Annotated in this window: 12 protein-coding genes; 6 read left to right on the top strand and 6 right to left on the bottom strand. The window is 68.4% G+C overall.

Annotated elements, in window-relative coordinates:
- The first annotated feature begins 95 nt into the window (after positions 1-95).
- Together MRBLWO12_RS04575 and MRBLWO12_RS04570 are read left to right on the top strand one after the other, a co-directional pair.
- Positions 96-1406, top strand: a complete 1311-nt coding sequence (locus MRBLWO12_RS04575; RefSeq protein WP_363553140.1) for a UDP-glucose dehydrogenase family protein — start codon at positions 96-98, stop codon at positions 1404-1406.
- Between the two features lie 165 nt (positions 1407-1571).
- Positions 1572-3137 (top strand): HNH endonuclease signature motif containing protein, encoded by a 1566-nt coding sequence (locus tag MRBLWO12_RS04570; protein WP_363553138.1) that lies wholly within the window; start codon positions 1572-1574, stop codon positions 3135-3137.
- Between the two features lie 189 nt (positions 3138-3326).
- Here the strand turns inward: MRBLWO12_RS04570 and MRBLWO12_RS04565 are convergent, their stop codons facing one another.
- Together MRBLWO12_RS04565 and MRBLWO12_RS04560 are read right to left on the bottom strand one after the other, a co-directional pair.
- Positions 3327-4016, bottom strand: a complete 690-nt coding sequence (locus MRBLWO12_RS04565) for a nucleotidyltransferase domain-containing protein (RefSeq protein WP_363553136.1) — start codon at positions 4014-4016, stop codon at positions 3327-3329.
- A 60-nt stretch (positions 4017-4076) separates the two neighbouring features.
- Positions 4077-6008 carry a GDSL-type esterase/lipase family protein gene (locus tag MRBLWO12_RS04560; protein ID WP_363553134.1) on the bottom strand — a complete coding sequence of 644 codons (1932 nt, stop codon included), beginning with the start codon at positions 6006-6008 and terminating at the stop codon, positions 4077-4079.
- A gap of 154 nt (positions 6009-6162) precedes the next feature.
- On the opposite strand from MRBLWO12_RS04560, the gene MRBLWO12_RS04555 reads away from it, so the two are divergent.
- Positions 6163-6747 (top strand): DedA family protein, encoded by a 585-nt coding sequence (locus MRBLWO12_RS04555; RefSeq protein ID WP_363553132.1) that lies wholly within the window; start codon positions 6163-6165, stop codon positions 6745-6747.
- Between the two features lie 38 nt (positions 6748-6785).
- Entirely contained in the window at positions 6786-6962 is a 177-nt protein-coding gene (locus tag MRBLWO12_RS04550) for a DUF5302 domain-containing protein (protein ID WP_170198104.1), read from the top strand.
- Positions 6963-7025: 63 nt separating this feature from the next.
- Here the strand turns inward: MRBLWO12_RS04550 and MRBLWO12_RS04545 are convergent, their stop codons facing one another.
- Positions 7026-8465, bottom strand: coding sequence for a cation:dicarboxylate symporter family transporter (locus tag MRBLWO12_RS04545; RefSeq protein ID WP_363553130.1), 1440 nt, complete (start codon positions 8463-8465; stop codon positions 7026-7028).
- Positions 8466-8609: 144 nt separating this feature from the next.
- Here MRBLWO12_RS04545 and MRBLWO12_RS04540 point away from each other — a divergent pair, with 144 nt between their 5' ends.
- A complete protein-coding gene (locus tag MRBLWO12_RS04540) occupies positions 8610-9887 on the top strand; it encodes a sensor histidine kinase (RefSeq protein WP_363553128.1) in 1278 nt (425 codons plus the stop codon).
- Positions 9884-10558 carry a response regulator gene (locus tag MRBLWO12_RS04535; RefSeq protein ID WP_363553126.1) on the top strand — a complete coding sequence of 225 codons (675 nt, stop codon included), beginning with the start codon at positions 9884-9886 and terminating at the stop codon, positions 10556-10558. The genes MRBLWO12_RS04540 and MRBLWO12_RS04535 overlap by 4 nt, the downstream gene beginning before the upstream one ends.
- A 30-nt stretch (positions 10559-10588) precedes the next feature.
- On the opposite strand, the gene MRBLWO12_RS04530 is transcribed toward MRBLWO12_RS04535, so the two are convergent.
- Genes MRBLWO12_RS04530 through MRBLWO12_RS04520 form a run of 3 tightly spaced genes read right to left on the bottom strand, consistent with a single transcriptional unit; the run spans position 10589 to position 13875 of the window.
- On the bottom strand, positions 10589-11941 hold the full coding sequence (locus MRBLWO12_RS04530; RefSeq protein WP_363553124.1) for an FAD-binding oxidoreductase: 1353 nt from the start codon (positions 11939-11941) through the stop codon (positions 10589-10591).
- Positions 11942-11996: 55 nt separating this feature from the next.
- On the bottom strand, positions 11997-12641 hold the full coding sequence (locus MRBLWO12_RS04525) for an FMN reductase (RefSeq protein WP_363553122.1): 645 nt from the start codon (positions 12639-12641) through the stop codon (positions 11997-11999).
- Position 12642: 1 nt separating this feature from the next.
- The gene (locus MRBLWO12_RS04520; protein WP_363553120.1) at positions 12643-13875 is read right to left on the bottom strand and encodes an LLM class flavin-dependent oxidoreductase; all 1233 of its coding nucleotides are present in this window, start codon (positions 13873-13875) and stop codon (positions 12643-12645) included.
- Positions 13876-13912: the final 37 nt, after the last annotated feature.

Below are 13912 nucleotides of genomic sequence, written 5' to 3'. Positions count from 1 at the left end.
GGTCTGACCCGCGAGGGCGGTTCTGTCATGGCGCCGACATGCACCGTTCATCCGCGCGTTGATCATCCGTGGCCGAGATCGATTGTGCTGACGGGATGCGCATGTCAGTGATCGGCTGTGGGTACCTCGGTGCCGTTCACGCCGCAGCGATGGCCTCGATCGGACACGACGTCGTCGGGATCGACATCGATCACGACAAGATCGCAACGCTGTCCTCCGGAGCGGCCCCTTTCTTCGAACCGCGGCTCTCCGAGTTGCTGCAGGCCGGCCTCGCGTCCGGCCGGTTGCGCTTCAGTGCTCGGATGGAGGACGCCGCCGGGTCCGCGGTGCACTTCATCGCGGTCGGCACACCTCAGCTTCCCGGTGGGCATGCGGCAGATCTCCGATTCGTCGATGGCGCAGTCGACGGGCTGATCCCCCATCTGCGTGCCGGCGATGTGGTGGCAGGCAAGTCCACGGTCCCGGTCGGAACGGCCGAGCGCCTCGCCGGGCGTCTCGCTGCGACCGGGGCGACGCTCGCATGGAACCCGGAGTTCCTGCGCGAGGGATGGGCCGTTCACGACACCCTGACACCGGATCGGCTAGTGGTGGGAGTGTCATCGGGACCCGCGGGCGCACGCGCGGTCGACATGCTTCGACAGGTCTACTCCCCCACAATCGATTCCGGAACGCCTTTCCTCGTCACGGATCTCGCGACCGCCGAGTTGGTCAAGGGAGCCGCAAACGCATTCCTCGCCACGAAGATCTCGTTCATCAACGCCATGGCCGAGATCGCCGAGGCCTCGGGAGCCGACGTGACGCTGCTCGCCGATGCCCTCGGATACGACACGCGCATCGGTCGACGCTACCTCGGCTCCGGTATCGGTTTCGGGGGTGGCTGCCTACCCAAGGACATCCGCGCCTTCGCCGCGAGGGCGGAAGAGCTCGGGCGCGGTGAGGCGGTCGGCTTCCTCCGTGAAGTCGACACGATCAATCTTCGACGTCGTGATCGTGCCGTGCAGATCGTCGTCGACGCCCTCGGCGGTCTCGTCTTCGGTCGACGGATCGCTGTGCTCGGCGCAGCGTTCAAACCTTTCAGCGATGACATTCGCGATTCCCCCGCCCTCGACGTCGCCGTGCGGTTGCGGGGGCTCGGCGCGGATGTGATCGTGACGGATCCGGCGGCACTCGACAATGCCGCGGCCCTCCACCCCCAGCTCGGCTACGCGCGTGAGCGCGACGACGCGCTCCGAGATGCGGATGCAGTGGTCGTCGTCACCGAGTGGGATGAATACCGCCGGGATCTCTCGCCGCTCCGCGCAGCCGGCCTCGTGCGCAGACGAATCATCATCGACGGGCGCAACTGTCTGGATGCGGAGGCGTGGCGCGCGGCCGGATGGGACTACCACGGCATGGGGCGCCGCTGAGTCGGTCCTCGTCGCGTCTTCTGGGTCTGTGGAGAGGTCGCTTCACGGGTTCGTCTGTGGAGGACGAGCGGGTGCGGATCGTGTTCCGGAATACTAGCCTGACCTGGGCTGTTTTCGGGTGAATCTGGGGTGGGAATGTCGGTGGTCTCGGGTTGACTTGGGGGTATGAACCACCCCGTGGATGTGCTCGATCAGGTCGTGAGAGACCTCGACGGGGTGCTGTGCGCGGAGACGGTGGCGGGGTTGTCGGATGCCGAGAAGCTCGACGTGCTGCGCGCGGCGGGTGAGGTGGTGCGGCGGGCGGAAGCGTTGATCGTGGAGACGGTGGCCTCGGTGCCGGCACGACCGGCGGGGTCGGGGGATCCGGCGTTCTGCGGACAGTTCGGGTGCCGCAGCATGAGCGAGCTGCTGCAACGGGTGCTGCGCACGGACGCGGCGGGGGCAGGACGGGTGATCAAGGCCGCACGGCTGGTGCGGCGGGACGTGGACATCAGTTCCGGAGGCTGGCTGCCGGCGTTGTGGCCGCAGTTGCGGGCGGCGTTGGTGGACGGGGCGGTCGGGATCACCGGGTTGTTGGCGGCGACCGGGCCGATCGAACAGGCGCGCGGGCGCGTCGGTGCGGTGGACCGGCTGCAGGCGGACGCGGAGCTCGCGGCGTGGGCGCGCGGGACCGTCGTCATCGAGATGGATGCGGATGCGGATGCCGATCCCGGTATTGATGTGGATGAACCGGAACCCGGCCCTGCGGCGACACCGGAGGACCTGCGGATCCTCGCGCAACGCATCGTGATGTTCCTCGACCCCGACGGCGCCGAACCCGCCGAAGAAGCGACGATGCGGGGCCGCGGCATGATCCTTGGCCGGGTCAAGAACGGACTCATTCCCATCCACGGCGACCTGCTGCCGGAGACCGCGGGACAGTTGCAACGGATCTGGGACGCGTACCTGAACCCCAAAGTCGACGGGCCACCCCTGCCGGGTGTGCAGTTCGTACCCTCTGACGACGGTGATGCGCGGGACGGGCAGGATGCGCGGGACGGGCGGGATGCGCGGGATGCGCGGGATCGTGCGGATCGGGATGGTGACGTGTTGCCATCCGGGGATCCGGGCGGGCAGGTCGACACCCGCTCGCGGGCGCAGAAGCAGCACGACGCGTTCACGGCGATGCTGGGGATCGCTGCCCGGCATGACGAGATGCCGAAGCTGGGTGGGGCGGCGGCGACGCTGATCGTGTCCGTGACCGCGGAAGAGTATGCGACCGGCCACGGGTGGGCGCACATCGACGGGATCGACACCCCGACCACGATCGCCGCAGCCCGCCACACCGCCTGCGGCGGCACCATCCAACGGGTGCTGTTCGACCCCGAAGGCCGCATCGTCGGCATCGGGAGCACGGACCGCATCTTCACCACCCACCAACGCCGCGCGATCACCCTCCGCGACACCGAGTGCCTGATCCCCGGATGTCACGTCCCCGCGTCCTGGTGCGAGATCCACCACGTCCAGGAACATGCCCGCGGCGGGCCGACCCATACCGACAACGGTGTCGCACTGTGCTGGCACCACCACCGCACTCTGGACACTTCCGGGTGGGAGATCCGCATGGACAACGGTCTCCCCACCGTCCGCGGACCCGCCTGGTGGGACCCACACCGACGATGGCGCACACCACGACCCACCACCACGCATCGTCGATCCGGCGCCGAACGCAGCAGAACGGCGATGCGATGATCCCGGCCTGGCGATCGGCTCGGCCGCAAGAGAGCGGGCTCAGTCCGCTCACTCGGGCGCGGCACGCACTTCGGCGGTCGCGCGCATCCCATTCGGCGCACGTAGCCAGCTTGGCGCGCATACCAGTTCAACACGCCAAGCCAGCTGACACGCGTCGTGGTCAGCGCACCCGGTCCGGCACCCGTCCTGTCAGCGCACGAAGCCGGCCTGCACGCGTCCGCCCGCGGCGTCGAGCTCGTGTGCGACCTGACCGGCAAAGGCGTCGAAGTCTCCCTGGAGCAACGGCGCCGCCAGGGCCTCGGTCCTGTCCACATTCCACTCGCGCAGCCGTCGCGGTAGGTACTTGCCTGCCCCGATCCATCGGCCCGAAGTGAGAAGCATCAGCTCGGCGGTGCGCTCGAACAGCAGGCCCGCGATCACGCGGCGCTCCAACAGATCCTGCGCATCGCGCAGATCATCGAGTTGGTCCGTGATCATGTAGCGGCGGAACTCGAGCTCATGGACATCGGGGCGAGGACCGTCGACCAGCACGCGATTCCAGTGTTGGCGGAGTTCCTCCAGGGCGGCACCGCCACGCACTCCGACTCCCTCCGTGAGCATGTGCACGATCACCGGGCGGAACTGGGTGACCCCGCGCCGCGCCCACTCCGCATACCCGTCGAATGTGTAGGCGAACACCTCGAAGAACTCGCCATCGAAGTCGAAGCCGCCGGCGAAACTGGAGCTTTCATCGTCGAAGAGAGCGTCACCGATCAGGAGCAGATCGATGTCGCTGGTGCGCGTGCGGGTTCCTCGCGCGGTGCTCCCGGCCACCACGGCGACCGTGGCGAGCGGGAAGTGCGCCGCGATGAAACGTTCGACGATCGGAAGCTGATCCATGGCTCACAGCTTAGGAACGACTCCCCCGCGCCGACGAACGGTCGGCTGCGACAGACCCGCTCAGTGCACCGACACGTCCCGCGCCGCCGACGATCTTCCGAGATACACGTAGTCGTCGTGTTTCGCCCTGCGGCCATCGCCCGCAGCCCGCCCGTGCATCCGTCGCCACACCCAGGGCAGCGCATGGCGTCGCCACCAGAGTCCGGTTCCGATCGGTTCATGCTCATGCAATGCGGCGTCGAGCAGCCCCAGCGCGTCGGCGTGCGGAACAGCGAGCACCTCACCGACCCGATAGGCCAGAAAACGATGCCCGCGGCTGCTGAGGTGGACCAGGTCCTCTCCCCAGTGCGGGCGGTCACCCAGAGTGGGGTGCAGATCCGTGTCGATCAAGATCGCCCCTGTGCGTGCGGCGATCCCCGCGAGCGCAGTCGCGAAGGCGGCGAAGCGCGCGGTGTAGATCCCTGCCGCGCGACGACCAGGAAGGAACGGCGTCACGAGCACCACATCCGCGCCGATCGCGCGCAGCTGTTCAACGGCGTGCTCCAGCGATGCGGCGAGCGCAGGGATGTCGACGCGGCGCTTCACGAGATCGTTCGCGCCGATCAGGATCGACACCAGATCCGGCCGCAGCTCGAGCGCGCGCGTCAGCTGCTGCCCGCAGACATCGCTGACCCTTTTGGAACGGATCGCGAGGTTGGCGTAGTGCAGGCCACCCCGCGAGGCGAGGAGCAGGGCGAGCCGATCGGCCCATCCGCGCAGAGCTCCATCGGGGGCAGGATCGCACAGCCCCTCGGTCAGCGAATCTCCGAGCGCCACATAGCGCCGCCACCGCATAGCCGCGACCGGCGGCGTCTGCTCAGGACGCACCACCCTGCGGGCGCGCAGTGTCGTGTCCACACGCTTCAGCGCCTGGGCCTCCTCATAGTGGCCGAGCAGCTGATCGCAGACGCTGGCCCAGGACCTCCCCTGCACCGCCTCGAAGCCTGCCTCCCCGAACGCGCGACGTTTGCGCGCATCGCCCGTGAGGTCAGCCACCCGCATCCGCAGATCATCCAGGTCTCCCGGACGGTACAGCCAGCCGTCCATCCCCATGCGCACGAGATCCAGGGGCCCTCCCCGCCCGGTCGCCACCACGGGCACCCCGCTCGCGTGCGCCTCCTGCAGGGTCTGTCCGAATGTCTCGCTCTCCCCCGGGTGCACGAAGACGTCGAACGAGGCCATCGCCGCGGCGAGCGCCTCGCCGTCCAGGTGTCCCAGGAAGAGGGCGTGCGGCATCAGTGCCTCCAGACGGGCCCGGCTGGGGCCATCCCCGACGATGACCAGCCGGGTACCGGGCACGGACTGCAACACCGCCAGATCCTCGACCTGTTTCTCGGGCGCCAGCCGTCCGACGTAGCCGATCACTGCGTCACCCTCCGCTCCCCACCGAGCGCGCAGTGCGAGATCACGGCGCAACGGATGGAAGCGCTCGGCGTCCACTCCTCGCCCCCAGCGGCGGAGGCGATCCACACCGAGCTGTTCGAGCTGGCTCCGCGCTTCCGACGATGGGGCCAGCGTGAGCGTGGCCCGGCGATGCAACCGGGCGATGTGCGTCTGTGCGAACCCGGTTGTCGCCGCGATGCCGTAGCGCTCCGTGTATGCCGCGACATCCGTCTGGTAAGCCGCGACTGCGGCGACGTCGAGGCGTTCCGCAGCGAGTACTCCTCGCCAGCCGAGTGCGAAGGGCGAAGCCAGGTGCACCACATCGGGCTGGAAGCGCCGTAACGACGCCGCCACTCGATGGGCGGGCGACGTGCCGACCCTGACGTTGCGGTACCCGGGGAGCGCGAGGCTCGGGATGGGCTCGATCGCCGCTCCGCTCACGGACGAGGGGATCCCCGCCGCAGCCGGGGCGATCACATGCGCTTCATGCCCGGACCGCTCGAGGTGCCGGAGGATCTGCAGCACAGACCCGGTGACCCCGTTCATGTGGGGAAGGAAGGACTCTGTCACGATCGCGACTCTCACATCCCCAGGATGACGTTCCCACCCGCGTCCTGGGCGCGGATTCCTCCCCCAACATCAGATGTTCACCGGATGCTGGAGCGCCGGTCACCGGCTATGCGCTCGTTGGTTCCTGTTCACCCGCGGAAGGCACCGTGTGGGTGTGCCTGCCGACCTGCTCACCGCTTCGCTGACCGGCCCCTGGAGCCTCGCACTCATGAGCGTCCTCGTGCTCGGCGACGCCTTCTTCGTGGTCGTACCTGGTGAGATCGCGGTCACCGCGCTCGGCGCTCTCGCCGTGTCCACGGGTACCCCGCCTCTCTGGGCCGTCATCACCTGCGCCGCGGTGGCCGCGACCCTGGGCGATGTGTGCTGCTACCTGATCGGTCGACAGGTCGGGTTGGAGCGTTGGCGCTGGATGCGTGCCGCGCGCATCCAGCAGACCCTCGGGTGGGCGCGGCGCCGTCTGGATTCCGGAACGGCGACAGTGCTGTTCACGGCACGGTTCGTCCCCTTCGCGCGACTCGCGATCAATCTCGTGGCCGGCGCATCGCGCATCCACCCTCCGCGCTACCTGATGTTGGTCACGCTGGCGGCGACAGGGTGGGCGGCCTACCAGGCGGCAGTGGGCGCAGCGGTCGCAGCGATCCTCCCTGGTGGGCCTCTCGTCGCAGTGCCCGTATCGATCGCTGTGGCTGTCGGGATCGGCCTGCTGATCGACGTCATCACCCGCCGAGTCCGCAACTGAATGCCCCGTCCCGACGCCCGTGCCTTAGGCTGGCGAACATGAGCACCGAAGAAGGCGCCACCTCCTCTGAGGAGATGAAGCGCAAGTTCAAGGAAGCGCTCGAGAAGAAGAACGCGCACCACCGGCAGGGCGAGGCACACCTCGACGGCGATTCCGCCGTGCACGGCGCGCCTGCCCCGCAGACGCGGCGCGAGTTCCGACGCAAGAGCGGTTGACCACACGGATGCGGGAGCCGACCATCGTCGACTCCCGCATCCCTCACTCCCTTCCGGGAGGGGTCATTTCACGGAAGCTCGGACCCGGGCACGTTCCTCCTTCGCCGCCATCTCGTCGAGAGCGGACTCCTTGAGGCCCTGGACATCGACGGCGTCGCGTTCCTCGGCCATCCCGTGCTCGTCGACCCCGTCGAGCTGCGACTCCTCGAAGGAAAGCGCGCCGCTCAGCACCCGCTGTACCCGGTCGCGGTCGATCTGACGGGTCCACGTGCCGATCAGAAGCGTGGCGACGGCATTGCCGGTGAAGTTCGTGAGGGCGCGTCCCTCCGACATGAAGCGGTCGATGCCCACGATCACTCCGACACCGTCCACGAGGTCAGGACGGTACGCCTGCAGACCCCCGGCGAGCGTCGCGAGTCCCGCACCTGTGACACCGGCGGCACCCTTGCTCGCGATGATCATGAACACCAGCAGCCCGATCTGCTCGCCGATCGACATCGGCTGCCCCATCCCCGTGGCGATGAAGAGGGACGCCATGGTCAGGTAGATCGCGGTGCCATCGAGGTTGAACGAGTACCCCGTCGGCACGGTGATGCCGACGACCGGCTTCGAGACGCCGATGTGCTCCATCTTCGCGATCAGCCGCGGCAGCGCGGACTCCGACGACGAGGTGCCCACGATGAGCAGGTACTCCCGTGCCAGGTACTTCACGAGGCTGAAGATGTTGACCCTGGTGACGGCGAAGAGCAGCGTTCCGAGCACCACGACGATGAACAGGAAGCAGGTGATGTAAAACGCGATCATGAGCACACCGAGACTCCAGATCGCGGCGATGCCCGTCTTGCCCACCACCGCCGCGATCGCTCCGAATGCGCCGAGAGGAGCGAGCCACAGGATCATGCCGAGGATGCGGAACACCAGCTTCTGGAGGTTCTTGACCGCATCCATGATGGGGGCGCCCTTCTCGCCGAGCCCCTGCAGTGCGAAGCCCACGAGCAGCGCGATGAACAGCACCTGCAACACGCTCTCGCCCGTGAACGCCGAGAAGAACGTCGTCGGGATGATCCCGAGGATGAACTCGGTCGTGGTCTTCGCCTCGGTCTCGGTCGCGTCGTAGCTCGAGTTCGCCATGTCGAGGCCTGCACCCGGGTGGATGATGTTGCCGACCACCAGACCGATCGCGAGCGCGAAGGTCGACATCACCATGAAGTACAGCAGCGCCAGGCCGCCGATCTTCCCGACCGTGGCCGCCTTCGCGATCGACCCGACACCGACGACGATCGTGCAGAAGATGATCGGAGCGATCATCATCTTGATGAGCGATACGAAGCCCTTGCCGATCGGCTCGAGACTCTGGCCGACCTCCGGCCAGATCAGACCGACAGCTGCCCCGAGCACGACGGCGATGATGACCGACACATACAGCCAGGTGTGCCGGTCCCAGGCCTGCTTTCCACGCCGCCAGTGGAATCCGGGAAGTGAGAACCCTGTCGTGATGGCCATGTTTCCTCCTTGATCATGAACGTCTTCGTCTCATGCCCGGTTGCCACGTCGCCTCCGGTGCACCCACGGTCGCGGACTTCCCCGTCCGGCACCATTTGTGGTCGTATTGGTCACGACCGAGATCGACGAGGAGCGGAGGACGGGTTGGCACACACCGCGCGCAGCGCTGCTTCCCGGGTGTTCCTCGTCCTGCTGGCGGCAGCCCTCGTCCTCGGCGTGCTCGTCGCCGTGTTCCTGGTCATCGACGCGCAACGTGCCATCCGCGCCGAGGCCGAACGGGTGACATCCGCGACGGCCATCTCCCTGGCGAACTCCCCCGTCGTCACCTCCGCGCTCGCTGCGGGCGACCAGGCGAGCGCAACCCGTGTCTTGGAGCCGTACGCCATGTCGATCGTGGAGGACGCCGGCCTCGACTTCATCACCGTGATGACGACCGAGGGAGTGCGCATCACCCACCCCGACGTCGAGCAGATCGGCCGGCGCTACCTGGGCACCATCCCCGCAGCCGCGGAACCGCTCACCGAGGTCTTCACCGGGACGCTGGGACCCTCGGTCCGCACGATCGAACCCGTGATCGGAGACGACGGCGAACTGCTCGGGTGGGTCGCGGCCGGCGTCACGATCGAGTCGATCTCCGAGACGGTGATCCGTCGCATCCCGCTCTCGCTCGCGATCACCGCCGGCTTGGTCGTCTTCGGCGCACTGGGCGCATGGATCGCCCGCCGGATCACCCGACGCATCGCCGGAGACCTCCCTCCTGGGCAGGTGCGTGACGCGGTCTCGTCCTACGAATCGATCCGCACCCTCGGCGATGCGCTGCGCGCGCAGACGCACGAGCACGGAAACCGGATGCACACGGCCGTCGCCCTGCTCGAACTCGGTCGCAGCGCGGAGGCGATCGAGATCCTGACCGAGACGTCGCGTCAGAGCCAGTCGCTCGTGGATCAGGTGACCGCCCGACGGCACGGCGACCCGGCGGTCGGCGCGCTCCTGCTCGGCAAGGCGTCGCAGGCGAAGGAGCGCGGGATCGACTGGCGTGTGCGGATAGAACCCGACACGCCCCGGTCCCCGCTCTCCGCCGTGGACAGCGTGTCCGTGCTCGGCAACCTGGTCGACAATGCGCTGGATGCCGCCGCCGAAGCCGAGGACCGCTGGGTCAGCGTGACATTGAGCCCCTCCACTGACGGCGGGATCATCGTCGAAGTGTCCGACAGCGGACCCGGAGTGCCGTCGGAGCTCGCGGAACGGATCTTCGCTTCAGGGTTCTCCACGAAACCTGCTGGTGCCGATGGACGAGGCGTCGGCCTCGCCCTCGTGCGGGCCGTGGTCGACGATGCGGGCGGTACTGTCACCCTCTCCACGCACCCGACGACGTTCCGCGTGGTGCTCCCCCGCGCCGACAGGCCACGAGGGCGACGATGATCCGCACGCTTCTCGTCGATGACGATGCCCTCACGCTCGAACTGCACCGGAACTACGTGGCGCGGCTCGACGGTTTCGTGGTCGCCGGAGAGTGCGCAGGAGCGCGCGCCGCCGTGACCGCCGTGCTCGACAGACCCGGCCCCGACGCATTCGACCTGGTGCTACTCGACGTCACGATGCCCGACGGTTCCGGCCTCGACGTGCTGCGCACCCTCAGGGCACGAGCGGCCGCGGTCGACGTGATCGCCATCACAGGGGTGCGCGACGCGGAGACGGTGCGTCAGATGGCGGCGCTCGGGGTCTTCCAGTACCTGGTCAAGCCGTTCCCGTTCGCGGTGTTCGCGGAACGGATGGCCCAGTACCGGGAGCACAGAGACCAGGCGACCGCGACCGCAGGGCAGGCGACGCAGGCCGAGATCGATGCGCTGCTCGGACGCGCGACCGGCGCGATCACGCTGCCGAAAGGACTCTCCTCGACGTCGCTGGAGCGCGTCACCGCGGAGGTTCGCTCCGCGGGACCGGTCTCAGCCGCGGAGGCCGCCGAACACCTCGGCATGTCACGTGTCGCGGTGCGCCGCTACCTGGAGCACCTCGCGTCTGAAGGCCTGGTGCTGCGTGACGCGCGCTACGGCGCGCGTGGTCGTCCAGAGACCGAGTACCGCTGGAAGTAGCGCCGAAGAGCCCGCCCGGACCGACCGAGATCAGCGCGGGAGCCGTCCCTCGTGAAGCAGGGCTGACGGATCGACCCTCATCCGCAGCTCGCGCAGCCGCGCGACCTCGAGGGCAGGGGCGGCGTGATCCAGGGACTGCCCCGGGCTGAGGAACGTCGGCACCGTACGCTCCGCCTTTCCGTGAGCGAGGAGCTCACGGAAACCCGACAAGCTGGCGTCTCCCGGCCCACTCGGAGCACCGGGGAACAGCGGGGCGAGCGCATACACGATCCACCCCACGCCCTGCAGAGAGGCGAAGCCGGCCCTCCGCGGGGCATCGAGTGCTCCACCGAGCATGCGGATGTCGATGCCGATGATCGATGCCTGCTCAGGTCGATCCCGATAGGCGATCAGGTCGTCGATCACGGCATCGTCGAGCGTGCGCAGAGCGACGGAAGCTCCTCGGCTGGCCGTCGGTTCGGTCGGCTCGTTCGACTGCGCGCTCAGGACGGCCGGTGAGGTCGGCCCTGACTGCTCACGACGCACGGCGCCGGCGGATCGTATCGCGCCGAGCAGCGTGTCAGCGCTCCCCTGCGTCGACACAGCCTGCACCGTCACGAAGCTCTGCCCACGGATCTCAGGCGGCAACAGGGGCACGTCGGGCATCCGCATCGAGTTCGTGAAGACGTTCAACGTCGCTGGTGCGTCGGCGGAGAGGTCGCGCACCGCACGGAGCACGGCTGTCGCGTCCGACGCGTCGAACACGAGCGACGCACCCCACAGCGACGGAGCGGGAACGAGATCGATCTCGAGGGCGGTGACCACGCCGACGATGCCACCGGCACCGCGCAGCGCCCACATCAGGTCGGGATCGGTCTCGTCGTCGACGCGCTCGTGCGTGCCGTCCGTGCGCATCACCCACGCCGCGCGGAGATTGTCGGACCCGAGGCCCGCGGTGCGGCTGAACCAGGAGTGCCCACCGCCGAGCGTGTAGCCCGTCGCGGTGACCACGGGACTCGTACCAGCGGGCGCCACCCACCGCGTGCCTTCGAGAGCGTCGACCACGCGACCCCAGCGCACACCGGCGCCGATGCGGGCCGTTCCGCGTTCGAGGTCGATGTCGAGCTCATCGAAGCCCGACATGCGCACCAGCAGCGCATCGACCAGGTCGCCCGAGGCCCCGTGACCGCCGGGCTGGACAGCGACCTGCGCGCCGAGATCGGCCGCGGCCCGCAGGAGTGTTCTCAGATCTGCGATATCGACGGGCGTGGCCACGGCCGCGGGGCTCTGCGTGATGGCGAGATTCCACGGACGGCGCGCCTCGTCGAAAGCCGCATCGTGCGGGAGGACGAGACCTCCGGTCAGCGCGCCACGGACGTCGTCAAGTGCAGTGAAACGGGACATGACGCCACCGTACGATGCCCCTCGGACATTGTCGACGGCGTCATGCCCCGCACGATCACTCGCCGGCGAGACCGCCGAGCATGTGTCCGAACGAGCGTCCTTCGCCGAGATAGGTCGCGGGGTCGTACGGGTCGACCACCGCGGTGGTCTCGCGACGGGCGATCGCCTCGGCGAGCTCGCGCGCACCCTTCTCGACGCGCTTCGCCAGCGGAGCCACATCGTCTCCCGATCCACCCCAGTCGCTCGATGCGGCGAAGACACCCGTCGACACGGCCTCGGCGTGCAGGTACGCGAACAGCGGACGGATGGCGTAGTCGATCGCGAGCGAGTGCCGCGCCGTGCCCGCATTGGCGCCGATGAGCACGGGCTTGCCGGTGAGCGCGTCGGGGTCGAGCACGTCGATGAACGACTTGAACAATCCGTTGTAGCTCGTGGAGAAGATCGGCGTGACGGCGATCAGCGCGTCCGCGGAGACCACGGTGTTGATCGCGGTCTCCAGAGCGGGCGGCGCGAAGCCGGTGAGCAGGTTGTTCGTGATGTCGTGCGCGTAGTCGCGCAGCTCGATCACGTCGACGCTGGCCTCGATGTCGTGCCCGGCGAGCGCCTTCACGGTCTCGGCCGCGAGGCGGTCGGCGAGCATCCGCGTCGATGAAGGGTTGGAGAGCCCAGCGGAGATGACCGCGATGCGGCGGGTGGCCATCTCAGGCCTCCTTCCGGCTGAGACCGAACGCGGCGCCTGCGGGTGCGGGTGCGGGCGAATCCTGGTACGGGGAGTCGCCGGTCAGGTTGTCCCCGCGGTTGGCACCGGGACGCGCCTGACGGGTGGGCCCGTCGCCGAACTCGGCCTTCACGCGCGCGGCGTGCGTCGGAGCGTCGGGCACGGCGGCCGGACGGTCCTTCGCCAGCTCCTTGCGCAGCACCGGCACGACCTCGGACCCCAGGATGTCGAGCTGCTCGAGCACCGTCTTCAGGGGAAGGCCGGCGTGATCGATCAGGAAGAGCTGACGCTGATAGTCGCCGTAGTGCTCGCGCATCGCGGCGTAGCGATCGATGACCTGCTGCGGCGACCCCACGGTGAGCGGGGTCATCTCCGTGAAGTCCTCCATGCTCGGACCGTGACCGTAGACGGGCGCGTTGTCGAAGTACGGCCGGAACCGGTTCACGGCGTCCTGCGACTTCGCTGCCATGAACACCTGACCGCCGAGTCCGACGATCGCCTGCTCCGGCGTGCCGTGCCCGTAGTGCGCGTAACGCTGACGGTACAGCTCGATCAGACGCTGGTAGTGCTCCTTGGGCCAGAAGATGTTGTTCGCGAAGAAGCCGTCTCCGTAGTACGCGGCCTGCTCGGCGATCTCCGGGGTGCGGATCGATCCGTGCCACACGAACGGCGCGATGCCGTCGAGGGGGCGGGGCGTCGAGGTGAAGCCCTGCAGCGGGGTGCGGAACTTGCCGTCCCAGTCGACCACGTCCTCCCGCCACAGCTTGTGCAGCAGCGCGTAGTTCTCGATCGCGAGCGGGAGCCCCTGGCGGATGTCCTGGCCGAACCAGGGGTACACCGGCCCGGTGTTGCCGCGACCGAGCATGAGGTCCATGCGGCCGTCGGACACGTGCTGGAGCATCGCGTACTCCTCGGCGATGCGCACCGGGTCGTTCGTCGTGATCAGCGTCGTTGACGTCGAGACGATGAGACGCTCGGTCTGCGCGGCGAGGGCGGCGAGGAACGTCGTGGGGCTGGACGACCAGAACGGCGGGTTGTGGTGCTCGCCGATCGCGAACACGTCGAGGCCCACCTCTTCGCTGTGCTTCGCGATGGCCAGGGTGGCCTTGATCCGCTCCTGCTCGCTGGGCGTGACTCCCGTGGTGGGATCGCGGGTGATGTCGCTGACCGACATGATGCCGAACTGCATCGCCTGCGCGCCTGACTGCTCGCTCATGATTGCTCCGTCTTCTCCGAATCGGATGACTCCGCAT

The sequence above is a fragment of the Microbacterium sp. LWO12-1.2 genome (assembly GCF_040675875.1).
GTDB lineage: Bacteria > Actinomycetota > Actinomycetes > Actinomycetales > Microbacteriaceae > Microbacterium.
Note: the sequence above shows the minus strand (reverse complement) of the source record. Positions and strands in the feature narration are given on the sequence as shown.

What these genes read in the sequence shown, in the direction of transcription:
- MRBLWO12_RS04525 (WP_363553122.1), bottom strand. Translation starts at nt 12,641, where the DNA reads ATGGCCACCCGCCGCATCGCGGTCATCTCCGCTGGGCTCTCCAACCCT.
- MRBLWO12_RS04520 (WP_363553120.1), bottom strand. Translation starts at nt 13,875, where the DNA reads ATGAGCGAGCAGTCAGGCGCGCAGGCGATGCAGTTCGGCATCATGTCG.
- MRBLWO12_RS04575 (WP_363553140.1), top strand. Translation starts at nt 96, where the DNA reads ATGCGCATGTCAGTGATCGGCTGTGGGTACCTCGGTGCCGTTCACGCC.
- MRBLWO12_RS04550 (WP_170198104.1), top strand. Translation starts at nt 6,786, where the DNA reads ATGAGCACCGAAGAAGGCGCCACCTCCTCTGAGGAGATGAAGCGCAAG.
- MRBLWO12_RS04530 (WP_363553124.1), bottom strand. Translation starts at nt 11,941, where the DNA reads ATGTCCCGTTTCACTGCACTTGACGACGTCCGTGGCGCGCTGACCGGA.
- MRBLWO12_RS04535 (WP_363553126.1), top strand. Translation starts at nt 9,884, where the DNA reads ATGATCCGCACGCTTCTCGTCGATGACGATGCCCTCACGCTCGAACTG.
- MRBLWO12_RS04570 (WP_363553138.1), top strand. Translation starts at nt 1,572, where the DNA reads ATGAACCACCCCGTGGATGTGCTCGATCAGGTCGTGAGAGACCTCGAC.
- MRBLWO12_RS04565 (WP_363553136.1), bottom strand. Translation starts at nt 4,016, where the DNA reads ATGGATCAGCTTCCGATCGTCGAACGTTTCATCGCGGCGCACTTCCCG.
- MRBLWO12_RS04545 (WP_363553130.1), bottom strand. Translation starts at nt 8,465, where the DNA reads ATGGCCATCACGACAGGGTTCTCACTTCCCGGATTCCACTGGCGGCGT.